At 54.9% G+C, this 21,770-nt stretch carries 25 protein-coding genes; 15 read left to right on the top strand and 10 right to left on the bottom strand.

Going from position 1 to position 21,770, the window contains the following annotated elements; all coding sequences use genetic code 11:
* Positions 1 to 45 precede the first annotated feature (45 nt).
* From grxB to AFK66_RS11760, 8 genes are all read left to right on the top strand, one after another.
* Entirely contained in the window at positions 46 to 693 is a 648-nt protein-coding gene (grxB, locus tag AFK66_RS11725; RefSeq protein WP_007782859.1) for a glutaredoxin 2, read from the top strand.
* A gap of 118 nt (positions 694 to 811) precedes the next feature.
* Positions 812 to 1,372 carry a lipoprotein gene (locus tag AFK66_RS11730; protein ID WP_004385231.1) on the top strand — a complete coding sequence of 187 codons (561 nt, stop codon included), beginning with the start codon at positions 812 to 814 and terminating at the stop codon, positions 1,370 to 1,372.
* A 128-nt stretch (positions 1,373 to 1,500) separates the two neighbouring features.
* A complete protein-coding gene (gene pyrC, locus AFK66_RS11735) occupies positions 1,501 to 2,547 on the top strand; it encodes a dihydroorotase (protein WP_007782854.1) in 1,047 nt (348 codons plus the stop codon).
* 85 nt (positions 2,548 to 2,632) lie between these two features.
* Positions 2,633 to 2,878, top strand: coding sequence for a DNA damage-inducible protein I (gene dinI, locus AFK66_RS11740; protein ID WP_004385233.1), 246 nt, complete (start codon positions 2,633 to 2,635; stop codon positions 2,876 to 2,878).
* Positions 2,879 to 3,200: 322 nt separating this feature from the next.
* Positions 3,201 to 3,455, top strand: a complete 255-nt coding sequence (bssS, locus tag AFK66_RS11745) for a biofilm formation regulator BssS (protein WP_023898967.1) — start codon at positions 3,201 to 3,203, stop codon at positions 3,453 to 3,455.
* Positions 3,456 to 3,572: 117 nt separating this feature from the next.
* Positions 3,573 to 4,697 (top strand): N-methyl-L-tryptophan oxidase, encoded by a 1,125-nt coding sequence (gene solA / locus AFK66_RS11750; protein ID WP_007792466.1) that lies wholly within the window; start codon positions 3,573 to 3,575, stop codon positions 4,695 to 4,697.
* A gap of 324 nt (positions 4,698 to 5,021) precedes the next feature.
* The gene (locus AFK66_RS11755; RefSeq protein WP_007792465.1) at positions 5,022 to 5,576 is read left to right on the top strand and encodes a cytochrome b; all 555 of its coding nucleotides are present in this window, start codon (positions 5,022 to 5,024) and stop codon (positions 5,574 to 5,576) included.
* A gap of 14 nt (positions 5,577 to 5,590) precedes the next feature.
* The gene (locus AFK66_RS11760) at positions 5,591 to 6,166 is read left to right on the top strand and encodes a YceI family protein (RefSeq protein ID WP_004385237.1); all 576 of its coding nucleotides are present in this window, start codon (positions 5,591 to 5,593) and stop codon (positions 6,164 to 6,166) included.
* Positions 6,167 to 6,221: 55 nt separating this feature from the next.
* On the opposite strand, the gene trhO is transcribed toward AFK66_RS11760, so the two are convergent.
* Positions 6,222 to 7,271 (bottom strand): oxygen-dependent tRNA uridine(34) hydroxylase TrhO, encoded by a 1,050-nt coding sequence (gene trhO / locus AFK66_RS11765; protein ID WP_032968096.1) that lies wholly within the window; start codon positions 7,269 to 7,271, stop codon positions 6,222 to 6,224.
* 225 nt (positions 7,272 to 7,496) lie between these two features.
* Between trhO and AFK66_RS11770 the strand changes: the two genes are divergently transcribed.
* Together AFK66_RS11770 and AFK66_RS11775 are read left to right on the top strand one after the other, a co-directional pair.
* Positions 7,497 to 8,417, top strand: a complete 921-nt coding sequence (locus tag AFK66_RS11770) for a Kdo(2)-lipid IV(A) acyltransferase (RefSeq protein WP_007782834.1) — start codon at positions 7,497 to 7,499, stop codon at positions 8,415 to 8,417.
* A 130-nt stretch (positions 8,418 to 8,547) separates the two neighbouring features.
* Positions 8,548 to 8,925 carry a MysB family protein gene (locus AFK66_RS11775; protein ID WP_007782831.1) on the top strand — a complete coding sequence of 126 codons (378 nt, stop codon included), beginning with the start codon at positions 8,548 to 8,550 and terminating at the stop codon, positions 8,923 to 8,925.
* Between the two features lie 3 nt (positions 8,926 to 8,928).
* On the opposite strand, the gene AFK66_RS11780 is transcribed toward AFK66_RS11775, so the two are convergent.
* From AFK66_RS11780 to mdoG, 3 genes are all read right to left on the bottom strand, one after another.
* Positions 8,929 to 9,123, bottom strand: coding sequence for a YceK/YidQ family lipoprotein (locus AFK66_RS11780; RefSeq protein WP_369832612.1), 195 nt, complete (start codon positions 9,121 to 9,123; stop codon positions 8,929 to 8,931).
* A gap of 139 nt (positions 9,124 to 9,262) precedes the next feature.
* Positions 9,263 to 11,794 (bottom strand): glucans biosynthesis glucosyltransferase MdoH, encoded by a 2,532-nt coding sequence (mdoH, locus tag AFK66_RS11785; RefSeq protein ID WP_023898998.1) that lies wholly within the window; start codon positions 11,792 to 11,794, stop codon positions 9,263 to 9,265.
* Positions 11,787 to 13,322 (bottom strand): glucans biosynthesis protein MdoG, encoded by a 1,536-nt coding sequence (mdoG, locus tag AFK66_RS11790; RefSeq protein WP_085959995.1) that lies wholly within the window; start codon positions 13,320 to 13,322, stop codon positions 11,787 to 11,789. Before mdoG ends, mdoH begins: the two co-directional genes overlap by 8 nt.
* A 273-nt stretch (positions 13,323 to 13,595) precedes the next feature.
* On the opposite strand from mdoG, the gene mdoC reads away from it, so the two are divergent.
* Positions 13,596 to 14,753 carry a glucans biosynthesis protein MdoC gene (gene mdoC, locus AFK66_RS11795; protein ID WP_032983605.1) on the top strand — a complete coding sequence of 386 codons (1,158 nt, stop codon included), beginning with the start codon at positions 13,596 to 13,598 and terminating at the stop codon, positions 14,751 to 14,753.
* Positions 14,754 to 14,783: 30 nt separating this feature from the next.
* Here the strand turns inward: mdoC and AFK66_RS11800 are convergent, their stop codons facing one another.
* The 6 genes from AFK66_RS11800 to csgB all read right to left on the bottom strand — a co-directional run bounded on the left by AFK66_RS11800 (position 14,784) and on the right by csgB (position 18,555).
* Positions 14,784 to 16,271 (bottom strand): phospholipase D family protein, encoded by a 1,488-nt coding sequence (locus AFK66_RS11800; protein WP_032970587.1) that lies wholly within the window; start codon positions 16,269 to 16,271, stop codon positions 14,784 to 14,786.
* On the bottom strand, positions 16,204 to 16,746 hold the full coding sequence (gene ymdB, locus AFK66_RS11805; protein WP_007782813.1) for an O-acetyl-ADP-ribose deacetylase: 543 nt from the start codon (positions 16,744 to 16,746) through the stop codon (positions 16,204 to 16,206). Before ymdB ends, AFK66_RS11800 begins: the two co-directional genes overlap by 68 nt.
* A gap of 72 nt (positions 16,747 to 16,818) precedes the next feature.
* Positions 16,819 to 17,121, bottom strand: coding sequence for a type 1 fimbrial protein (locus AFK66_RS11810; protein ID WP_007782810.1), 303 nt, complete (start codon positions 17,119 to 17,121; stop codon positions 16,819 to 16,821).
* Between the two features lie 140 nt (positions 17,122 to 17,261).
* A complete protein-coding gene (gene csgC, locus AFK66_RS11815; RefSeq protein WP_007782807.1) occupies positions 17,262 to 17,591 on the bottom strand; it encodes a curli assembly chaperone CsgC in 330 nt (109 codons plus the stop codon).
* Positions 17,592 to 17,639: 48 nt separating this feature from the next.
* The gene (csgA, locus tag AFK66_RS11820) at positions 17,640 to 18,056 is read right to left on the bottom strand and encodes a curli major subunit CsgA (protein WP_007782804.1); all 417 of its coding nucleotides are present in this window, start codon (positions 18,054 to 18,056) and stop codon (positions 17,640 to 17,642) included.
* 43 nt (positions 18,057 to 18,099) lie between these two features.
* Positions 18,100 to 18,555, bottom strand: coding sequence for a curli minor subunit CsgB (csgB, locus tag AFK66_RS11825; protein WP_007782802.1), 456 nt, complete (start codon positions 18,553 to 18,555; stop codon positions 18,100 to 18,102).
* A gap of 704 nt (positions 18,556 to 19,259) precedes the next feature.
* On the opposite strand from csgB, the gene csgD reads away from it, so the two are divergent.
* Genes csgD through csgG form a run of 4 tightly spaced genes read left to right on the top strand, consistent with a single transcriptional unit; the run spans position 19,260 to position 21,599 of the window.
* Positions 19,260 to 19,910, top strand: coding sequence for a biofilm master transcriptional regulator CsgD (csgD, locus tag AFK66_RS11830; protein WP_007782799.1), 651 nt, complete (start codon positions 19,260 to 19,262; stop codon positions 19,908 to 19,910).
* Positions 19,911 to 19,913: 3 nt separating this feature from the next.
* A complete protein-coding gene (gene csgE / locus AFK66_RS11835) occupies positions 19,914 to 20,303 on the top strand; it encodes a curli production assembly/transport protein CsgE (protein ID WP_007707762.1) in 390 nt (129 codons plus the stop codon).
* A gap of 23 nt (positions 20,304 to 20,326) precedes the next feature.
* A complete protein-coding gene (gene csgF / locus AFK66_RS11840) occupies positions 20,327 to 20,740 on the top strand; it encodes a curli production assembly/transport protein CsgF (RefSeq protein WP_007782796.1) in 414 nt (137 codons plus the stop codon).
* Between the two features lie 28 nt (positions 20,741 to 20,768).
* A complete protein-coding gene (csgG, locus tag AFK66_RS11845; protein WP_007707757.1) occupies positions 20,769 to 21,599 on the top strand; it encodes a curli production assembly/transport protein CsgG in 831 nt (276 codons plus the stop codon).
* Positions 21,600 to 21,770 lie beyond the last annotated feature (171 nt).

Genomic DNA, 21,770 nt, shown 5'->3' on the forward strand with positions numbered 1-21,770 from the left:
TCTCTTCCATACTCAAAAATCAGTCACCTGAGCAGGAGGAGAAACGTGAAGTTATATATTTACGATCACTGTCCGTTTTGTCTGAAAGCGCGCATGATTTTCGGGCTGAAAAACCTTCCGGTGGAGCTTATCGTGATGTCTAACGATGACGAAGCCACGCCTACCCGCATGATTGGCCAGAAGATGGCCCCGATTCTGCAAAAAGACGACAGCCGCTACCTGCCGGAAAGCATGGATATCGTTCACTACGTCGATAATCTCGACGGCAAACCGCTGCTCACCGGCAAGCGCAACCCGGCGATTGAAGAGTGGCTGCGCCGCGTTAACGGCTACGTTAACCGCCTGCTGCTGCCGCGCTTCGCCAAAGCGCCGTTCGATGAGTTCGCCACCCCCGAAGCGCGCCGTTACTTTACCGAGAAAAAAGAGGCGGCGATTGGATCCTTCGAGGAGCATATGGCTCACTCCGCCGGGCTGATTAAAAACATCAGCGACGACCTGCGCGCGCTTGATAAACACATCGTTCAGCCGAACGCCGTGAACGGCGAGCTTTCAGAAGATGATATCCATCTCTTCCCGTTGCTGCGTAACCTGACGCTGGTTGCTGGCGTCAACTACCCTACCCGTGTCGCGGACTATCGCGACAACATGGCCAAGCAGACGCAAATTAATCTGCTGTCAAAAATGGCTATCTGACGACAGCGCCGGTGGCCTCCACCGGCGTTTTAAGCCGAATCCGCTTTTGCCGCTTCCACTGGCGGGGCATCCTGCTTTGTGTCAGGATCGCCCGACAGCACCAGAACGAGGGAAGCTTATGAAAAAAATGTTAGTCGCCGCAGCGCTTATCGTCAGCGGCTTGCTGGTGGGATGTAACCAGCTCACGCAATACACCGTCACCGAACAGGACATCAATCAGGCGCTACAAAAGCGCAATAACTACGCCAAAGATATCGGCGTGCCGGGTCTTGCCGACGCGCATATCGTCTTAACCAACCTGAACAGCGCCATTGGCCGCGAAGAACCGAATAAAATTACGCTCAACGGCGATGCGAGCCTCGATATGACCTCGCTGTTCGGCAACCAGAAAGCGCTGGTGAAGCTCAAACTGAAAGCGCTGCCGACGTTCGATAAAGAGAAAGGCGCTATTTATCTGCGCGAGATGGAAGTGGTCGACAGCAGCATCACGCCGGACAAAATGGCACCGGTACTGGAAACGTTAATGCCGTATCTGAATAAATCGCTGCGCAGTTACTTTGAACAGCGTCCGGCTTATGTACTGAGCGAAGACCGTACCAAAGGCGAAGCGCTGGCGAAAAAATTCGCCAAAGGGCTTGAAGTGAAACCAGGCGAAATCGTCATCCCGCTGACCGATTAACGCCACACCGGGGGCGCAATGCCCCCGAATTTTCAGGAAAAGGATGCAAAGGAAAACGTTTACGCTTATCCTTAGTGCCCGGCATAAAACCAGCCATTACTGACTGTTTCCCCAAGCCGGAGCCTTCCATGACTGCACAACCCCAGGTTTTAACTATCCGCCGCCCTGACGACTGGCATGTTCATCTGCGTGATGGCGACATGCTCAAAACCGTCGTGCCTTATACCAGCGAAACTTACGGGCGCGCTATCGTCATGCCAAACCTGGCGCCGCCGGTCACGACCGTGGAAGCCGCTATCGCCTATCGCCAGCGCATTCTCGACGCCGTACCGGAAAACAACACGTTCGAACCTCTGATGACCTGCTATCTCACCGACACGCTGGATGCAGACGAGCTGGAGCGCGGTTTTCAGCAGGGCGTATTTACCGCCGCCAAGCTCTACCCGGCAAACGCCACGACCAACTCCAGCCACGGCGTCACCAGCGTTGATAACATCATGACGGTGCTTGAGCGCATGGAAAAACTCGGCATGCCGCTGCTGGTGCATGGTGAAGTGACGCACAGCGAGGTTGATATTTTCGATCGCGAAGCGCGGTTTATTGAGACGGTGATGGAGCCGCTCAGAAAGCGCCTGCCGGGCCTGAAAGTGGTCTTTGAACATATCACCACCAAAGACGCCGCCGACTACGTACGCGACGGGAACTCGCTGCTCGGCGCGACCATCACGCCGCAGCACCTGATGTTTAACCGCAACCATATGCTCGCAGGCGGCATTCGCCCGCACCTTTACTGCCTGCCGATTCTCAAGCGTAACGTGCACCAGCAGGCATTGCGCGAGCTGGTGGCGAGCGGCTGTGAGCGCGTCTTTCTTGGCACCGACTCCGCCCCGCACGCGCGCCATCGCAAAGAGACGAGCTGCGGCTGCGCGGGCTGTTTTAACGCCCCTTCTGCGCTCGGCGCGTACGCCACCGTGTTTGAAGAGATGAACGCGCTGGCGCACTTTGAAGCGTTCGCCTCGCTGAACGGCCCGCGCTTTTACGGCCTGCCGGTGAATGAAGGCACCGTAACGCTGGTGCGTGAGGAAAGCGTTATGCCGGAAACTATCGCTATCGCCGACGACACGCTGGTGCCGTTCCTGGCGGGCGAAGCGGTACGCTGGACGGTAAAACGCTAAGCGTGCGCTAAAAAAACCCGGCCCCCTGTTGCATGCTGCACGGCAAAGCTGTATATATATACAGTATGATTAACAGGGGGTTGTTATGCGTATTGAAGTGACTATCGCCAAAACCACGCCGCTACCGCCGGGCGCTATCGACGCGCTGGCCTGCGAGCTATCCCGCCGTATTGAAAGCCATTTTCCGGAAATGCCGAATCATGTGAGCGTGCGTTATGCCGCCGCTAACCAACTGTCGGTTCTGGGTGGCGCGAAAGAAGATAAAGATCGCATCAGCGAAATTCTCCAGGAAACCTGGGAGAGCGCTGACGACTGGTTTACCACTGATTAACCCTCATTACTGTCTTCTCTATGGTGTCAGTTTTTCCGGGCTTCGCCGCCCGGCTTTTTTATTTGTAGCGCCTTTTTCTGCGATAGTCCGAATTTTTCCTTTTCAGCCTTAATCTCATTGATCCGCCTCCTTAACAAAAATTTGCGAATAATCTGCCGTTTTATTGTTCAGTTAATTCAAAATCTCGAAAAAAATGTGTGTCAGGGTATTTATTTCTGCCCCATTTTCCTTTAATGGTTGATATACTTTATTTGCTTCAGAGATAAGAAAAGCCGCATTGAACCTCATGAGTCGTTGTCTATAAACACGTATAAAGGGGGTTATGATGGAAAAAAATGAAGTAATACAGACGCATCCCCTTGTTGGATGGGACATCAGCACCGTCGACAGCTATGACGCACTGATGCTGCGGTTGCACTATCAATCCTCTCCGCAGGCGGATCGCGAAGCGACCGAAGTCGGCCAGACATTATGGCTAACGACCGATGTAGCAAGACAATTTATTTCTATCTTAGAAGCCGGCATTGCAAAAATTGAATCCGGTGAGTACCAGGAAAGCGATTATCGCAAGCACTGATAGCGTGCTTTTCTTATAACTCAAAGGCATCCTCCGGGGTGCCTTTATTTTTTCGCGCTTGAGAATTGTCCTGCTCTTAATTACTCTGCTAACCAATGGTTTTCACGGAGTAATTTCATGGAATACGATCTGATTATCATCGGTAGCGGATCAACAGGCGCAGCGGCCGGTTATTATGCGACCCGCGCCGGGCTTAACGTATTAATGATAGACAGCGCCCATCCGCCCCATCAGGAAGGCAGCCACCACGGCGACACGCGCCTTATCCGTCACGCCTATGGCGAAGGCGAGCGTTATGTGCCGCTGGTGCTGCGCGCGCAGGCGCTGTGGGATGAGCTCGGCGAGCTGGGCGGCGAGCGTATTTTCGAGCGTACCGGCGTGATTAATCTCGGCCCCGCAGACTCCGAATTTCTGGCCAATGTCGCTGACAGCGCCGCGCGCTGGCAGCTGCCGCTGGAAAAACTGACCGGTGAAGAAGTGATGACGCGCTGGCCGGAAATCCGGCTGCCGGAAAACTATCTCGGCCTGTTTGAACCCAACTCTGGCGTGCTACGCAGTGAAAAAGCTATTGCCACCTATATCCGTCTGGCTGAAGCAGCGGGCTGCGCACAGCTCTTTAACTGCGCCGTGAGTGGTTTTGCGGCTACGGCGGACGGTGTGAGCGTCACGACCGCCGATGGCGTCTATCGCGCCCGTAAGGCGCTTGTCAGCGCCGGTACGTGGGTATCGCGCCTGGTGCCTGGCCTGCCGGTGACCCCGGTGCGTAAAATCTTCGCCTGGTATCAGGCCGACGGGCGGTACAGCACTAATAACCGCTTTCCGGCCTTTACCGGCGAAATGCCGAACGGCGATCAGTTTTACGGCTTCCCGGCGGAAAATAACGAGCTGAAAATCGGCAAACACAATGGCGGCCAGGTCATTTCGCGCCCGGAAGAACGCGTGCCGTTTGGCGCGGTGGCGACTGACGGCGCGGAAGCGTTCCCGTTCCTGCGCCATTTCCTGCCGGGCATCGGCGGCTGTCTGTATGGCGCGTCATGTACCTATGACAACACGCCGGATGAAGATTTTATTATCGACACCCTGCCGGACGCGCCAAACGTGTTGCTGGTCACAGGGCTGAGCGGCCACGGCTTTAAGTTCGCCTCCGTACTGGGGGAAATCGCCACGCAGTTCGCAACCGATAAGCCTTATGAGTTCGATCTAACGCCGTTTTCGCTTTCACGTTTTACTCCTTCTGCATGATTTTGCAGCGGGCCGGGACGCTATCCCGGCCCGATTTCTCAGACACCGCACCGTCAAAATTATTGATTGCCCACTGACAAAACCTGATAAACAGCTAAACTATTTTGCTGCTAAACAATCCTGCCGCCTGCGGTGGTTGCTTTATAACGTAACCGGAAGCCCTTATTCGCCTGTGATATAGCGGTTTCACCTATTAATTACCGCTTTTTTTGCGATATAACGTTATATTCAAATTATTTGAACAATTTGTTTTGTTTTTTTGGTTTGCATTTGATGCCTTCAGACGCCACTGTTTGAGTCATTCTTACTGACGGATGCATAACCATGCAGTGGCGTAACTCACCAACTCGATATGGACATTTCTCGGTACTGCTTCACTGGCTGATGGCGCTGACGGTTTATGGCATGTTTGCGCTCGGGCTGTGGATGGTATCGCTCGGTTATTACGATGTCTGGTATCACCAGGCTCCCGAAATTCATAAAAGCATCGGCATCATTCTGTTTATTTTCCTGCTGGTGCGCGTGGTCTGGCGCTTTATCTCTCCACCGCCACCGCCGCTTGCCAGTTACTCGCGACTCACGCATTACAGCGCCGTCGCGGTGCATGTGATGCTCTATCTGATCCTGTTTACGATCCTCATCAGCGGCTATCTGATTTCCACCGCCGAGGGCAAACCAATTTCCGTCTTCGGGCTGTTTGAAGTACCGGCTCTGGTGAGCGGCGCGGGCGAACAGGCGGATCTCGCCGGCGATATCCACCTGTGGCTCGCCTGGATTGTCGTGCTGCTCTCGGTCGCGCACGCCGCCGCCGCGCTGAAACACCATTTTGTCGACAAAGACGTCACCCTGAAGCGGATGCTCGGGAAAGCGTCACACTAACCATGGAGCGAAATATGAAGAAAAGCCTGCTGGGGGTCACTCTGGGTGCCCTGCTGTTCACCACCGGCTCAGCCGTTGCTGCCGACTATAAAATCGATAAAGAAGGCCAGCACGCCTTCGTTAACTTCCGTATCCAGCACCTGGGTTATAGCTGGCTGTACGGTACGTTCCGCGATTTCGACGGTACTTTCACCTTCGATGAGAAAAACCCGGCGGCGGATAAAGTTAGCGTCACCATCAACACCAACAGCGTCGACACCAACCACGCCGAGCGCGATAAACACCTGCGCAGCGCGGAATTCCTGAACGTGGCGAAATTCCCGAAAGCGACCTTCACCTCCACCAGCGTGAAGAAAGACGGCGATGAGCTGGATATCACCGGCGATCTGACCCTGAACGGCGTAACCAAACCGGTAACGCTTGAAGCCAAACTGCTGGGCCAGGGTAAAGATCCGTGGGGCGGCGAGCGCGCGGGCTTTGAAGCGGAAGGCAAAATCAAACTCAAAGACTTCAACATCACGACCGATCTCGGCCCGGCGTCTCAGGACGTGGATCTGATTATCTCGGTAGAAGGCGTGAAGCAGAAGTAATTTGCGTCTGGCGAAAAAAAACCGGTCAGCTGACCGGTTTTTTTATGCTAGCGGGTTATTCCGGGTCGGGAATGCCAAGCGTGGTGTTAAGGCGCCCGCGGGATTTATTAAAGATTTTATTGCCGTTCTCACGCCCTGCGCGGCGGCGGCGCTGCTCCTCTTCCGGCAGCGACATCTCTTCTTTACAGAGCTCGCTACAACAGCCGGAGAATTTTTCGGCACACGCCGGACACTGGATGAACAGCAGGTGGCAGCCGTCGTTTTTACAGTTGGTGTGGCTGTCGCACGGCGCGCCGCACTGGTGGCAGTGCGCGATCACGTCGTCAGAAATACGCTCGCCCATACGTTCGTCAAACACGAAGTTTTTACCGACGAAACGCACCGGCAGCCCCTGTTCGCGCGCTTTGCGGGCGTATTCGATGATGCCGCCTTCAATATGCCAGACTTTCTGGAAACCGTTGTGACGCATGAACGCGCTCGCTTTTTCACAGCGGATGCCGCCGGTACAGTACATGACAATTTTCTTGTCTTTGTAGTCCTGCATCATCTCGACGGCTTTCGGCAGCTGTTCACGAAACGTATCCGCCGGGATCTCCAGCGCGTTTTCGAAATGGCCCACTTCATATTCGTAGTGGTTACGCATATCGATGAACACGGCGTCCGGATCGTCAAGCATGGCGTTCACTTCCGCCGCCTTGAGATATTCACCCACGTCGCTCGCGTCAAACGTCGGATCGTCGATGCCGTCCGCCACGATGCGGTCACGCACTTTCATACGCAGCACCCAGAAAGATTTCCCGTCGTCATCCAGCGCAATGTTCAGACGCACGCCATTAAGCGCTGGATGGAAGCCGTACAGCGCGGCGCGAAACGCCTCGACATTGCTTTCAGGAACGCTTATCTGCGCGTTGATGCCTTCGTGGGCAAGATAGATACGGCCAAAGACATTCAGCGCGGTGAACGCCTGCCAGAGCGCGTCGCGCGTGGCTTTCGGATCGTCGATGGTGAAATACTTATAGAATGAGATGGTGGTGCGCGGCTCGGTTTCAGCGAGCATGCGCGCCCTCAGTTCCTCATTCGATATGCGGTTGTGTAACACTGGCATGGTGTACGTTCCTGCTATCGGTGGGGGAATAAATAACGGCCGGCATCATATAGCAATTACCGTTAATTTACATCCCTACATTTTGCGCTACATTTTCCACACCTTATCGATGATCTCTCTTCAGACAGGCGTCGCGGCGCGAAAGGCACAGAATTTTGGTCGTTCGCAAAAAAATGTCACAATACGGGCCGTGAAAGGGCTTCGCCTGCAATTAATGGAATTTTCATGACGCATTTACCGCAATTTTCTCGCGCACTGCTGCACCCCCGTTACTGGCTGACCTGGCTTGGCATTGGCCTGCTGTATCTTGTCGTGCTGCTGCCCTATCCGGTTATCTGGCGGCTCGGCCGCGGCCTGGGCCGTCTCGCGAAGCGGCTAATGAAGCGCCGCGCGCGCATTGCCCACCGCAACCTTGAGCTATGCTTCCCCCAAATGAGCGAAGCCGAGCGCGAGGCGCTGGTGGTGAAGAACTTTGAATCGGTCGGTATGGGGCTGATGGAAACCGGCATGGCCTGGTTCTGGCCCGACTGGCGCATCGAGCGCTGGACAGAAGTTTCTGGCGTTGAACCCGTAAAAGCGCTTCTGGCGCAAAAACAGGGCATTTTGCTTATCGGCGTGCATTTCCTGACGCTGGAGCTTGGCGCGCGCATCTTCGGGATGCATACGCCGGGCATCGGGGTTTATCGCCCGAACGACAACCCGCTGCTCGACTGGCTGCAAACCTGGGGCCGCCTGCGATCCAATAAAACGATGCTCGACCGTAAGGATCTCAAAGGGATGATCAAGGCGCTGAAAGGCGGCGAGATCATCTGGTATGCGCCAGACCACGACTACGGCCCGCGCAACAGCGTGTTTGTGCCGTTTTTCGCGGTCGATCAGGCCGCCACCACGTCCGGCACCTGGATGCTCGCGAAGATGTCGAAAGCCTGCATCGTGCCGTTTGTGCCGCGCCGCAAAGCGGACGGCAGCGGCTATGAACTGATTGCGCTGGAGCCGGAGTGCGCACCGCCGCTCGGCAGCGCCGAAGAGACCGCCGCCTGGATGAATAACATCGTCGAGAAGTGCATTCTGATGGCACCGGATCAATATATGTGGCTGCACCGCCGCTTTAAAACGCGCCCGGAAGGCGTGCCGTCCCGCTATTGATCCTCTTTGCCCGCCGCGCCTTACGCGCGTGCGGGCAGCGCTTTTTCCAAATTTTTTCCATTCATTCTTGCAAACCGCAATCTTCGACTATTCTTTCCTGAAACAACCATGTCCGTTCAGGGAGTAAGCTATGACTATGTACGCCACGCTTGAAGAAGCCATTGACGCAGCACGCGAAGAGTTCCTCGCCGCGAATCCGGGAGTTGAGGAAGAGGACGCGGTTGTCGAACTGTTCAATATGCAAAAGTATGTGCTGCAGGATGGGGAAATTATGTGGCAGGTAGAGTTCTTCGCCGATGAAACCGACGAAGGCGACTGCCTGACCGTGTTAACCGGCGATGCCGCCCAGAGCGTGTTTGACGGCGATTTCGATGAGATTGAGCTGCGCCAGGAGTGGCAGGAAGAAAACACTCTGCACGAATGGGATGAGGGCGAATTTCAGCTGGAGCCGCCGCTGGACACCGAAGAGGGGCGCACCGCGGCGGACGAGTGGGACACTACCCGCTAAGCGTTACTCATACGGGCCGTGATGCATATCGACTGGCAGCAGCAACGTGTCGAAGATAAGTGAAAAAGGCAGGTCGAGCATCAGGATAAAACGCCACGGCCTGTCGCGAACATCCCACTGCACGCCGGGGTAATACTGGTTGCCATGCCCCTGCCCCGGCACGGCGCGACTGATGATGCTGCCACATCCGCAGAGCATCCAGACGGCAAGCAGAACGGCGATAATTCTCAAAGGCGACCTCGCGTTTTAACGTTATGTATGCAGTATAACAGCCCGTCTGACGGGCAAAAAAATGCCGGCCTGATGGCCGGCATTTTCATTTCACTACGCTTAATGCTTACGGCGTGCTTAACGCCTGCGGGTTAAGCTTCAGCGTCTCGTAATGGTTTACCCAGGACGAATAACGCTCCGGGTGCGCCCAGACGCGATAGTGCATACGCGCCATCGTGACCGGATCGCTCAACAACACCAGACGGCGGTCGCGGTTCAGTTTCTCCGGCGTATCGTTCAGCGCCTGCTCGACGTGACGATCGCGGGCGATTTCCAGCACGTGGCTTGCGCGGTGACGCGCGGTCGCCATGGCGGTTGCCAGCGCGTTAAACGACGGATGGAACACCGCGTGCATAAAGCCATCTTCTAGCGAACGGCTGCGGTTCAGCTCCAGATAACGGTCGGTATCCACCAGCACCTGCGGCGGCGAATACTCTTCCGGGATCAGGAACAGTTTCCAGCGTTTGGTGCGCAGGCCCACGGTCGCGCGGCTCGAAATCACCGACACGAACGGCGACAGGATCAGCGAGAACACGATAGGCGCCAGCCAGAACAGGAAGCGCAGATCAAGCCACGCCATGCCGACCGCCCACACCAGACCCAGCAGCAGCTGAGAGCCGTGGCGCAGGAACGCTTCGCTCCACGGGGTGGAGTCGTCGTCGCGCTGCGGCGAGTTCCAGACCACTTCCCAGCCAAGGAACGCGCTTACCACAAACACCGTGTGGAACAGCATACGCACCGGCGCCAGCAGTACCGAGAACAGCACTTCCAGCAGCAGAGAGAGCGTCACGCGCAGGAAGCCGCCGTACTCTTTCGGGCCTTTACACCAGATGAGAATGACGCTCAAAAGCTTCGGCAGGAACAGCAGCACCATCGTGGAAGCGAATAGCGCAATCGCGAGCTCAGGACGCCACTGTGGCCACACCGGGAACAGCTGACGCGGCTGGAGGAAGTATTGCGGCTCAGTGAGCGCATGTACCACCTGCAACGCCGTCGAGAGCGCCAGGAACAGGAACCAGAGCGGCGCAGAAAGATAAGACATCACGCCTGTCAGGAACACCGCACGGTGAACCGGGTGCATCCCTTTCACCAGGAACAGGCGGAAGTTCATCAGGTTGCCGTGGCACCAGCGACGGTCGCGCTTAAGCTCATCCAGCAGGTTCGGCGGCAGCTCTTCATACGAGCCTGGCAGATCGTAGGCAATCCACACGCCCCACCCCGCACGACGCATCAGCGCCGCTTCCACAAAGTCGTGAGAGAGGATAGAACCGGCGAAAGAGCCTTCGCCTGGCAGCGGTGCCAGCGCACAGTGCTCAATAAACGGCTTCACGCGGATAATGGCGTTATGGCCCCAGTAGTGCGATTCGCCCAGCTGCCAGAAGTGCAGGCCCGCGGTAAACAGCGGCCCATAGACGCGTGTCGCGAATTGCTGGCAGCGCGCATAGAGCGTGTCCATACCGGAGGCTTTCGGCGACGACTGGATGATACCGGCGTTCGGGTTCGCTTCCATCAGACGCACCAGCCCGGTCAGACAGTCGCCCGTCATTACGGAGTCGGCGTCCAGCACCACCATATAGCTGTACTGGTTGCCCCAGCGGCGGCAGAAATCGTCGATGTTGCCGCTTTTACGCTTCACGCGACGACGACGGCGGCGATAGAAAATCTGCCCTTCGCCCTGCACTTCTGCGATCAGCTCCATCCAGGCTTTCTGCTCGGCGACGCAGATATCCGGATTGTAACTGTCGCTCAGGATATAAACGTCGAAGTGCGCCTGCTGGCCGGTGGCTTTCACCGACTCCCAGGTCGCGCGCAGGCCCGCGAAGACGCGATCCACGTCTTCGTTACAGATAGGCATGATAAGCGCGGTGCGATGCTCAGGGTTTATCGGCTCGTCGCCCACTGTCGAGGCGGAGATGCTGTATTTATCTTTACCGATAAGCAGCTGCAAAAAGCCCATCAGCGCCGTCCAGAACCCGGCGCTCACCCAGCAGAACAGGATGGCGAACAGGATCAGAATGCCGCTTTGCAGTACATACGGCAGTAGCTGCATCAGCGACACCAGCCAGTCCTGGCCCATCATATCCGCCGGGTTGATCAGCGCCCAGCCCTGATATGGCAGAATGGTTTTCATATACCAGGTGGCGACGACGGTCTGCGAGAGCGTCAGCAGCAGCAGAATGTAACGGCGGATGGTGCCGACCGTACGCCATTTCTGCTCCGCGGCGCGCTCTTCTTTCGTCAGCCCCGCCATATAGCGCGGCAGCACTTCGCGACCGCGCAGACGGTCCCAGAAGCGCCCAATTGGGTTGGTGCGCCACGGGTCCGGGAACATGGAGGAACGCGTGGCCTTCGGCATGGCCTGGATCTGGGTGCGACCTTCATCGTCTTTGATCAGCTGATCGCCCTTAAGAAGCGAGTCTGACCAGCGCTGTTCAAGACGCGTTTTCACCGAACCCAGCGGGGAGTCATCCTCGCGGGCCCAGACGCGCCCTTCAGCGTCCAGCGCCTGATGAAGGGCCTGCATGTCAGATGTCGGCAGCGTCGCTTTCTCAGCGTCAGAAAGCGGCAGCAGGTCGATATACTCAGTAGACTTATTCATTGGCAGGTAGCTGATAGCTCCAGGTTTCACTCAGCGGCTGATCGCCATTCACAAGGGCAGCGCGCATTTCAGTGGTTTTCTTGGCGTCTTTGATTTTCACGCGCAGCGTCATACGCCAGCCTTTGGTGACCGGGTTGTAGCGCACGCTGTTTTCTACGATTTCGCCGTTATCGCCAATGCTCGCCTGAGCGGTCACCGGCGTGTTATCCGGCAGCTTTTGCATGTCGGTGCCGGTGAAATCCACCACAAACGCGATGGTGCCATCCGGCTGACGGATAAGGTTGGACTGTTTCACATCGCCCGTGGAGCGGCGCGTCTGCAGTACCCATGCGTTTTCCGGCGCGTGCAGTTTGTCTTCGTCGCGGCTAAAGGTGATGGTGTATTTGAAATTCATCTCCTTGCCCGGCTCCGGCAGCTGATCCGGCGTCCAGTAAGCGACGATGTTATCGTTGGTTTCGTCGTTGGTCGGAATTTCCACCAGCTCGACTTTCCCTTTACCCCACTGCCCTTGCGGAGTGACCCACGCGCTCGGACGCAGATCGTAGCGGTCGTCGATATCCTCAAAACGGGAGAACTGACGACCGCGCTGCAACAGGCCAAAGCCCTGCGGGTTTTCGGTGGTAAACGTGCTGACCGCCAGGTGTTTCGGGTTATTCAGCGGACGCCAGATCCACTCGCCGTTACCGGCGTGCAGGGAGAGACCGTTGGAGTCATGCAGTTCCGGGCGGTAATTAGTGGCGGGCGACGGCTGGTTCGGCCCGAAGAGGAACATACTGGTCAGCGGTGCAACGCCCAGTTTGCCCACTTTATCGCGCAGATAGACTTTCGACTGCACGTCCACGACCGTATCGCGACCGGGGGTGATGATGAAGCGATAGGCACCTGTGGCACGCGGAGAATCCAGCAGCGCGTAAATTGTCAGGCGTTTGTCGGTCGGTTTAGGACGCTCAATCCAGAACTCGCGAAAGCGCGGGAACTCTTCGCCCGACGGCAGCGCGGTGTCGATAGCCAGACCGCGTGCGGAAAGCCCGTACACCTGGCCCTGGCCGATGACGCGGAAATAGCTCGCGCCCAGCATGCTGACGATTTCGTCGTTTTTATCTTTGCTGTTGATCGGATAGAGCACTTTGAAACCGGCGAAGCCCAGGTCTTTGACGGTGTCTTTGTCGTGCTGCACGTTGCCGAAATTAAAATAATCCGGGCTGTACTTAATTTTGCGAACCGTATTGGCCGTCACCTCGTTAAGGGCAACCGGCGTGTCGAAGTACATACCCTGATGGTAGAATTCAAGCTTGAACGGGGTTTTGATTTTGCTCCAGTAGGCATTGTCATGATTGAACTGGATCTGTTGGTAGTCCGCGTATTTCATATCGCGGAAAACGGAGGGCAGGTTGCTTTTCGGCGCTTCATAGCTTTTTCCCGCTAAGGATTTCGCCTGTTTTGCGACGTCGTCGATAGTGAAGGCCCAACCCGAAGTGGTATAAAGTGACAACATCACTGCTGCACCCAGCCAACCCATTTTCATCATCTGTGTTTTATGTTTCATATAACTAAGCACTTCCCCCTTTGTGTGCTTAAATCAATCCGATCCATTTTAATGGAAACTTGCGGTTTCCGACAACACAATCCCCGCTTTGTTCAGCACGTCGGCTCAGCGATTAAGCAAATGAATGCGCGCCATTTTCGCTTTGCGAATTTGTCCTGGAGACTGTGTCTCGGCCTTCCTGTAGGGTGGGGGCCGAATCTAAAACAGAATCAGCCTGAGGGATAAGGCGAATAGTCCGAGATTTTATGGAGTGATATGACGACACCAACACAGAGAGAATTTTTTCTCGATTCCATACGCGCATGGTTGATGCTCCTGGGCATCCCGTTTCATATTTCGCTGATCTATTCCACGCATCAGTGGCACGTCAACAGCCTGACTCCTTCTGTGAGTCTGACCGTCTTTAACGACTTCATCCACGCCTTCCGCATGCAGGTATTCTTTGTTATTTCAGGATATTTTTCCTACATGCTGTTCCTGCGCTACCCGCGAAAACGCTGGTGGAAAGTACGTGTGGAGCGTGTCGGCATTCCGATGCTGACCGCGATCCCCTTGCTCACACTGCCGCAATTTTTGATGCTGCAATATGTCAAAGGCCGCGCCGATAGCTGGCATACGCTTTCCGGCTACGACAAATACAATACGCTGGTGTGGGAGCTCACATCGCATTTATGGTTTTTATTGGTGCTGGTGGTTTTCACCACGCTCGGTCTGCTGATATTTCAGTGGATAAAAAACGTCCCGGAAGAAAAAAGCGCAGCGCTGGCTGAACGCCTGACATTAGGAAAACTCTCAACGCTGTTTTTACTTTTCGGCGTCGCGTTTGCTGCTTTGCGCCGGCTTATTTTTATTATCTACGCCCCGATATTAAGCGATGGGTTGTTTAATTTCGTGGTGATGCAGACCCTGTTTTATTCGCCGTTTTTTATTCTCGGCGCGCTGGCGTTTAAACACGCCTCGCTGAAAAACCGCTTTACCACCTTCTCGCCTGGCTGCGCGCTGGGTTCGGCGGTGGCCTTTGCCGCCTATCTGCTGAACCAGCGTTACGGCAGCGGCGACGCCTGGATGTATGAAACCGACAACGTTATCAGCATGCTGATGGGGCTGTGGATGGTGAATGTGGTGTTCTCGCTCGGCCACCGCCTGCTGAATTTTAAATCGGCGCGCGTCACCTATTTCGTTAACGCCTCACTGTTTATCTATCTGGTACACCATCCGCTGACGCTGTTCTTCGGCGCGTATATCACGCCGCACATTCACTCTAACGCGCTGGGCTTTATCGCAGGCCTGGTGTTTGTGATTGGCATTGCGGTGGCGTTATATGAGGTCCATCTGCGCATTCCGCTGCTGCGCTTTCTGTTCTCAGGCAAGCCGCAAAATAAAACCCCGTCGCCGGGTACCGCGACGGGGTGATCCTGATACGCGTCCTGGCGGCGCGTATGTTCAGAGCAGCCACTCAACGGGGAGACGGTACACCAGGCGCACCAGCAGGCGCTGCCAGAAGCGTGTTTTCGGCTCCTTTTTCCAGACAATCTCCTGACCGTCTTTCTCTTCAATCCAGTTGATGCGTCCCCAGCGGTCGAGCCGCAGCGCCCAGGCGGCCTCGCGGCGCGTGCGGGTAAAACGCTTGTGAATCGCGCCCGCCAGCGTTTCGCTTTCAATCACAAACCCCATTTCGGTATTGAGCATCGCCGAGCGCGGATCGAAATTAAACGAGCCGATAAAGACCTGGTTGTTATCCACGCTGAAGGTTTTGGCGTGCAGGCTGGAGCCGGAATTCCCGGTCAGCCCGCGGTCATGCGGCACGCGCCCGGCGTCGCGTGTCGGTTTAAGCTCATACAGCTCAACACCGTGACGCAGCAGTTTCTTACGCCAGCGCGCGTATCCGGCATGAACGACCGCAACATCGTTCGCTGCCAGTGAGTTCGTCAGAATCGCGATTTTCACCCCTTTGCGACGCAGCGCCAGCAGCATCGCCACGCCGCCACGGGTCGGGACAAAATAGGAGGAGATGATATCGAACTGCGATTTCGGCTCGCCGATAAGGCTCATCATACGCTGCGGCAGCAGCGTATGCCGGCGCGCTTTCCCCTGCCCTTTGCGCGGATCGTCGCTTAACAGCCGGGTTTTTGCCCACACCAGCGGCAGCGTGCGAGTTTCGATATAGCTTGCAAAGCGCGTACTCTCCAGACGCTCCAGATAGCGCTGCGCCACCGGATCGTCCTTCCAGTGCGGCGGCAGCTGCACGCGGGCATCAATGTCCTCAGTCCCGACATCCAGAACATTTTCCAGCGTCGAGACCGACCGGCTATGCCAGTAGCGTTCGAAATCCTGTGTGACCTCCGCCACCACCGGGCCAATCGCCAGCACGTCGAGATCGGAGAACAGCGGCTGTTCGCCTGCCCCAAAATAGGCATCGCCGACGTTACGCCCGCCGATAATCGTCACTTCACCATCGACCGTGAAGCTTTTGTTGTGCATCCGGCGGTTGAGCCTGGCGAAATCGGTGAGATAACCGAGCGCGCGCAGCGTGCGAAAAGAGAAAGGATTAAACAGGCGGATTTCAATATTCGGATGCGCGTTCAGTAGCCGCAGCGTGCTGTCCATCCCCACCGTATTGTTATCATCCAGCAGGATACGCACCCGCACGCCGCGTCGCGCCGCCGCCAGCAGCGCGCCGAACAGCAATCGCCCGGACATATCGTCTTCCCAGATATAGTACTGGACGTCGATGGTCTGCTCGGCCATCTCCGCCAGCAGATAGCGGGCGGCAAAGGCGTCGAGGCTGTCGTCGAGCGGGTGTAACCCGCTGTGATTGGGGTGTTGCGCCGTCGTCGGTGCGATAGCGCGTCCGAGCCGGGTGTTATGCGCCCGGCTGTTCGTCGTATTGTCCCAGTAACCGCTGGTAAAGCAGGAAGTTTTCTTCGTCATAGCAAACAAAGTATACCTGCTTCGGTTGAGGGTGCCTGGTGAGATAGTCTGAAACGGTCTCGAAGGCGATTTGCGCCGCGGCCGCTTTTGGGTAGCCATAAATCCCGGTGCTGATAGCCGGGAACGCCACGCTGCTGTAGCCATTGGCAGCCACCAGCTGAAGGCTGTTGCGATAAGCGTCCGCTAAAAGTTGCGGCTCGTTATCCTGCCCGCCGCGCCAGACAGGCCCCACGGTATGCACCACGGCTTTCGCCGCGAGGTTACCCGCTTCGGTGATCACGGCGTGGCCCGGCTGACACTCGCCCTGCTGCTGGCGCACCACTTTGCAGGCAGCGAGCAGCGCCGGCCCGGCGGCGCGATGAATAGCGCCATCCACACCGCCGCCACCCATCAGCGACGGATTGGCGGCGTTGACGATAACATCGACATCAATGCGGGTGATGTCGCCCTGCACCACGTTAATACGTCCGGACATACTTCTCTCCTGACTCTCTACTGTTCCTTAAAGTGTAGAACAGCACGCCATGAGACTGCCGCCAAAACCTGCTCAGCGGTAGGTTAGCGTCAGAATACCGAGCGTATGCGCGGGATTGAGGTAATCGAGGCGACTGCTCACCCAGCTGGAATGCCTTTCGCGCACGCCTGACGAGCGCAGGGAGAGCGTCTGCCGATGCACCTGGTTACCACGCAGGCATGACACTTCAATACGCGCCGCCTGACGCGCAACCGAACAGCCCTCTTCGACAATCGCACCATGAAAGGTAATCGTTCCACCCGCCTGTGCAAGGCCAGGACCAGAGAAACCGACGAGTGCTGCGGTAATGAGCGTAACGAAAAGCGGCTTGTGCATAGCGATGACTCCTGCAGAGGCGTTATTATTTTAACTTGCAATTAACATATAAATTACAAATTGACATAATTAAAGCCGATACCGAAGAAATCCATCGCCCGGTCAGCGCATAAAAAGGGTCTTAAATCAGAAGACGGTGTTCAGGTGCGCGCGGAGGGCGACCACTGCCCGGTAAAACTCGCCGTGCCGCTGTCGCTGACGGTGATCCGCAGCGTGACGGTGTCGTCAGCCGCGACGCTTAAGAAGTACGTAGACAGCGCAAGCGGAGCGTCAGGCGAGAGGGTTAACACTTTTCGCTGCTGAGTGACGACGCTACCGGATCTGCCCTGCCGGCGCAGCTCCATCTCAATACGACACAGACAAGCGTGGGCCACGGTCACGACAGGCGTCACTTGCCACCCCGCATCCTGAGGCTGCGCCTTGAACGCCACCTCTCCGCTTAACGCGGCGATCATGAGTAAATCAAGCATAGTGGATGCCCTCCTGATAAAGCAGGGCCGCGGCCCTGCGCAGGATAATCAATACTGAGAGGCGCTGGCGTGGTTGCCGTAGCCGGTCTGGGTCACATAGACCTGTGAACCGGACGCGGTCTGGTTGACCAGCGCGCCGTTCTGTACGCCGTTCTGGTTTACCGTCACGCCGGAGTCGTGACCGTTCCATTGATCGATGGTGGAGTTGTTGGCGAAACCGTTCTGATTAAGCAGAATTTTGCTGTCGTCAGAACCCTGCCCGACATCCGCGCCATTCGCGGTGCCAAGCTGGTTAATTTCAGTGGTTGAGTTTTTAGCATCCGACTGCAGCGCGGTCGTATTGTTATTAACGCCTTGCTGATAGATTTTCAGCGTGGAGTTTTCAGCGGACTGATGGAAAGGAAATGCCATTGCGCTACCGGAAACAACCAGTGCGGCGATAACAGCGATTTTAATCAATTTCATGAGACAACCCCCATTGGAAAGATGTTAAAAACACGAAATGGCGTTAACGCTGAATGATGCGAACGGCCATCATTGACTGCCTTTGCACAACAACTGCGGTTTTTTGCGTCCCTGCCTGAATAATACTCGCGCGGTTCCCCACCCCCTGTTGCGTCACCGAGGCGAGATTCCCGTAGCCTTCCTGACTAATCGTTGCCTGATTCGCGGCGCCTGTTTGCATGACAGTAGCCACGTTGGCATACCCTTGCTGATCGATAGCGGCCTGATTGGCGATACCGTTCTGGACAATCGTGGCCTGTAACTTTGCTCCTTCCTGGCGTACCAGCGCATTATTTCGCGTCCCTTCCTGGCCTATGATTGCCGCCTGATTCAGCGACGAGCGGCTTAATTCATTTACGGCAAAGTTATATTCAGCGCCAGCCATATCGGCGTTAACTGCAAACGCCGCTGATGACGCGAATAAAGAACCAAAACAACAGCTCAGCAATAATCTATTCATATTACTCCTGGCCCTTAAGGCTTAACTGATTAAACCTCACGCCATAAGCGCAGATGAATATCAGACATTGGCTATTCATCACGCCACGACAAGCAGTATGTCTCGCGCCATTTATAAAATACCTCACCTGTTTTTCGTATTTTAAAAACTGGACTGCGATGCAGGCATGATTCATTTATGCAAAATTTGGCTAAGGTGCTATGGCATTATTAATAGTATTGTCATGCTATTTTTTTATTTTCTTCATTATTACCACTCCCTCACAGCTTTCTTATTACTGAGATCTACGCCTGGTTTCTTATTCAGACCGTGAGAGAGCGATCTCGCTGTCCGGACACCGTTAGCTCTGCGCGGGATGACAAAAAAATTTCAAACAAAATCATTATAAATCAGTTAAATAATCAATTTATCACCTTGCTAAACCCGCATAAAATCATTTGTGGTGCTACATCGATAGTTAACTACCTCTAAAGCATAAGTAATATTTAACAATTTTTAGTTACATTTAGTTACTTTTTTAACACTTGCTTTAAACAGCGCAGTAGTTAGATTGGACTAATAAGAATTTTCTTGCTTTATTTCCCTCGCCATCCCTGGCGGTGCGTAACATTTATTTTTTGGACTACCACATAACAATGCTTACCGATACGGAAGGCTGATGTCTTTGTTTCCTCAGCCGTGTGTAAATAAAACGGGGTTTCATCATGATTAATGAATTCCATTTGTTACATGGTCAGTCATTATTGTTGATCACCAAACCGTCTCTACAGGCCAGTGCTTTATTGCAAAATTTCAAAAGCGCGCTCAGTCTGGAGGGGAAAATCCATAATATCCAGCGCTCTCTGGAAGAGATAACAACAGGAACGCTTATTCTTTTAGATATGGCCGAAGCCGATAAAAAAAGCATGGCCTACTGGAAAGATAATCTCGGACGACGTCCACAGACAGCAAAAGTCATTCTGCTTAATGTGCAGGATGAATACCCTTTTCAGGAAATAGAAAAATGGCCGCATATTAGCGGCGTATTTTACGCGACAGATGACGAAAAGCGCGTCATTGAAGGGATGCGGTGCATCCTGCGGGGCGAATGCTTTTTCAACCAGCGTCTGGCGAGCTACCTGATTACCCGCTCCGGATTTTATCATTTTCTGAACTGCGACGCCGTGCTACTGACGCATCGCGAAAAAGAGATCCTCAATAAATTGCGCTTCGGCGCCTCCAATATGGAAATCGCACGCTCGCTGTTTATCAGTGAGAACACTGTCAAAACCCATCTTTATAACCTGTTTAAAAAACTGGCGGTAAAGAACCGTACGCAGGCAGTGACCTGGGCAAACCATCACATGAGGGGCTGACCCATGAAGCGCTGGCTCCTCTGTGGACTGGCTGTCACGCTCTGGAGCGCGGCATTGTGCGGGCGTGCTGTCGAACCGGAGATCCCGGGCCTGGTGACTGATCATACGGTCTCTTCGGTCGGCCACGATTTTTATCGCGGTTTCGCCGAAAAATGGGATACCCCCTTTGACGGCACGCTCTCGGTGAATGAAAAGCCGAGCGCACGCTGGGGGAGCTGGATAACCCTCACGCTCGATCAGGACGTTATTTACCAGACCTTTTTATTCCCCTCCCGCAAAGGGGCGGATAACGCGGTTGAGCTTGCGATAGCCCAGGCCAACGAGGCGCTGAAACAGCGCCAGATAGATAAGGCACTACTCAGTACCGGTGATTTAACCGGCGATGAATTTTAATTCACTGAACGACGGAGGCTGCTATGCGGCGGACATTTGCTGTCATGACGTTACTGTTGCTGTCACACCCTGGTCTGGCCGGAAATATGACCTTCCAGTTTCGTAATCCCAGTTTCGGCGGAAACCCGAATAATGGCCCTTTTCTGCTGAACAGCGCGCAGGCGCAAAACTCATATAAGGACCCGTCTTATGACGATTATAAAATCGACACGCCTTCCGCGCTTGATAATTTTACGCAGGCGATCCAGTCACAGCTGCTGGGAGGCCTGTTAACCAACATTAATAAAGGTAAGCCGGGTCGTATGGTCACCAACGATTTTATCGTTGATATCTCCAATCGCGACGGTCAGCTTTATCTCAACGTGACCGATCGTAAAACCGGCAAAACCTCCACGATCCAGGTCTCCGGCCTGCAGTCAGGCTCGACCAATTTTTAATCGCTGTGATAACAGAAGGATAATGACAATGCAGCGCCTGATCGTTCTTATCGCCACAATACTATTAAGCGGGTGCCTGACCGCGCCACCGAAAGAGGCCGCAAGCCCTACCCTGATGCCACGCGGACAGAGCTATCAGGATCTCATTCACCTGCCGGAGCCGAAAGGGAAGCTTTACGTCTCGGTATATAATATTCAGGATGAAACCGGGCAGTTTAAACCCTACCCGGCCAGTAACTTCTCCACCGCAGTTCCTCAAAGCGCCACCGCCATGCTGGTGACGGCATTAAAAGATTCCCGCTGGTTCATTCCGCTGGAGCGTCAGGGTCTTCAGAATCTACTCAATGAGCGAAAGATTATTCGCGCCTCGCAGGAAAATGGCACCGTGGGCGATAATAACCGGATGCCGCTGCAGTCGTTAATGTCTGCCAATGTCATGATCGAAGGCTCGATTATCGGTTATGAAAGTAATGTGAAGTCAGGCGGCGCAGGCGCGAAATATTTCGGTATCGGTGCGGATACGCAATATCAGCTCGATCAGGTCGCCGTTAATTTGCGCGTCGTGAATGTCAGCACCGGTGAGGTTCTCTCCTCGGTAAATACCAGTAAAACTATTCTCTCTTATGAGGTGCAGGCGGGCGTCTTTCGCTTTATCGAATATCAGCGGCTGCTTGAGGGCGAGGTCGGGTATACTGCTAACGAACCCGTTATGCAGTGCCTCATGTCGGCCATTGAAACGGGCGTTATCTATTTAATTAACGATGGGATCACGCGCGGATTATGGGAGCTTAACGATCCAGGCGCGGTGAATAATCCTGTTCTGAAAAAATATCGCGATCTCTCCGCCCCCGCCGCCTGACTGGCAGTAAAAAACCACCTGCATAGCAGGTGGCATTGATAACGCCCCACAGCGGCGTACTAAAAACCCTAACAAAAAATCTCTGCCTGTTCTGAAAGATTTAAATCCAAAGACAATAAGGCAAAGCCAAAACCTGTTGCTGACCACCTCCATAGGAGGTGGTGTTCATGC

Source organism: Cronobacter malonaticus LMG 23826 (assembly GCF_001277215.2).
Lineage (GTDB): Bacteria > Pseudomonadota > Gammaproteobacteria > Enterobacterales > Enterobacteriaceae > Cronobacter > Cronobacter malonaticus.

Excerpts from the sequence above, each read along its gene's own strand:
- bssS (WP_023898967.1), top strand. The coding sequence starts at position 3,201 with ATGATGGAAAAAAATGAAGTAATACAGACGCATCCCCTTGTTGGATGG.
- csgC (WP_007782807.1), bottom strand. The coding sequence starts at position 17,591 with ATGCTTGATTTACTCATGATCGCCGCGTTAAGCGGAGAGGTGGCGTTC.
- mdoC (WP_032983605.1), top strand. The coding sequence starts at position 13,596 with ATGACGACACCAACACAGAGAGAATTTTTTCTCGATTCCATACGCGCA.
- solA (WP_007792466.1), top strand. The coding sequence starts at position 3,573 with ATGGAATACGATCTGATTATCATCGGTAGCGGATCAACAGGCGCAGCG.
- csgF (WP_007782796.1), top strand. The coding sequence starts at position 20,327 with ATGCGGCGGACATTTGCTGTCATGACGTTACTGTTGCTGTCACACCCT.
- csgD (WP_007782799.1), top strand. The coding sequence starts at position 19,260 with ATGATTAATGAATTCCATTTGTTACATGGTCAGTCATTATTGTTGATC.
- mdoH (WP_023898998.1), bottom strand. The coding sequence starts at position 11,794 with ATGAATAAGTCTACTGAGTATATCGACCTGCTGCCGCTTTCTGACGCT.
- AFK66_RS11730 (WP_004385231.1), top strand. The coding sequence starts at position 812 with ATGAAAAAAATGTTAGTCGCCGCAGCGCTTATCGTCAGCGGCTTGCTG.
- AFK66_RS11760 (WP_004385237.1), top strand. The coding sequence starts at position 5,591 with ATGAAGAAAAGCCTGCTGGGGGTCACTCTGGGTGCCCTGCTGTTCACC.
- AFK66_RS11755 (WP_007792465.1), top strand. The coding sequence starts at position 5,022 with ATGCAGTGGCGTAACTCACCAACTCGATATGGACATTTCTCGGTACTG.
- csgG (WP_007707757.1), top strand. The coding sequence starts at position 20,769 with ATGCAGCGCCTGATCGTTCTTATCGCCACAATACTATTAAGCGGGTGC.
- mdoG (WP_085959995.1), bottom strand. The coding sequence starts at position 13,322 with ATGATGAAAATGGGTTGGCTGGGTGCAGCAGTGATGTTGTCACTTTAT.
- trhO (WP_032968096.1), bottom strand. The coding sequence starts at position 7,271 with ATGCCAGTGTTACACAACCGCATATCGAATGAGGAACTGAGGGCGCGC.
- AFK66_RS11780 (WP_369832612.1), bottom strand. The coding sequence starts at position 9,123 with ATGCTCTGCGGATGTGGCAGCATCATCAGTCGCGCCGTGCCGGGGCAG.
- AFK66_RS11800 (WP_032970587.1), bottom strand. The coding sequence starts at position 16,271 with ATGACGAAGAAAACTTCCTGCTTTACCAGCGGTTACTGGGACAATACG.
- csgB (WP_007782802.1), bottom strand. The coding sequence starts at position 18,555 with ATGAATAGATTATTGCTGAGCTGTTGTTTTGGTTCTTTATTCGCGTCA.
- csgA (WP_007782804.1), bottom strand. The coding sequence starts at position 18,056 with ATGAAATTGATTAAAATCGCTGTTATCGCCGCACTGGTTGTTTCCGGT.
- dinI (WP_004385233.1), top strand. The coding sequence starts at position 2,633 with ATGCGTATTGAAGTGACTATCGCCAAAACCACGCCGCTACCGCCGGGC.
- pyrC (WP_007782854.1), top strand. The coding sequence starts at position 1,501 with ATGACTGCACAACCCCAGGTTTTAACTATCCGCCGCCCTGACGACTGG.
- csgE (WP_007707762.1), top strand. The coding sequence starts at position 19,914 with ATGAAGCGCTGGCTCCTCTGTGGACTGGCTGTCACGCTCTGGAGCGCG.
- ymdB (WP_007782813.1), bottom strand. The coding sequence starts at position 16,746 with ATGTCCGGACGTATTAACGTGGTGCAGGGCGACATCACCCGCATTGAT.
- AFK66_RS11810 (WP_007782810.1), bottom strand. The coding sequence starts at position 17,121 with ATGCACAAGCCGCTTTTCGTTACGCTCATTACCGCAGCACTCGTCGGT.
- AFK66_RS11770 (WP_007782834.1), top strand. The coding sequence starts at position 7,497 with ATGACGCATTTACCGCAATTTTCTCGCGCACTGCTGCACCCCCGTTAC.
- AFK66_RS11775 (WP_007782831.1), top strand. The coding sequence starts at position 8,548 with ATGACTATGTACGCCACGCTTGAAGAAGCCATTGACGCAGCACGCGAA.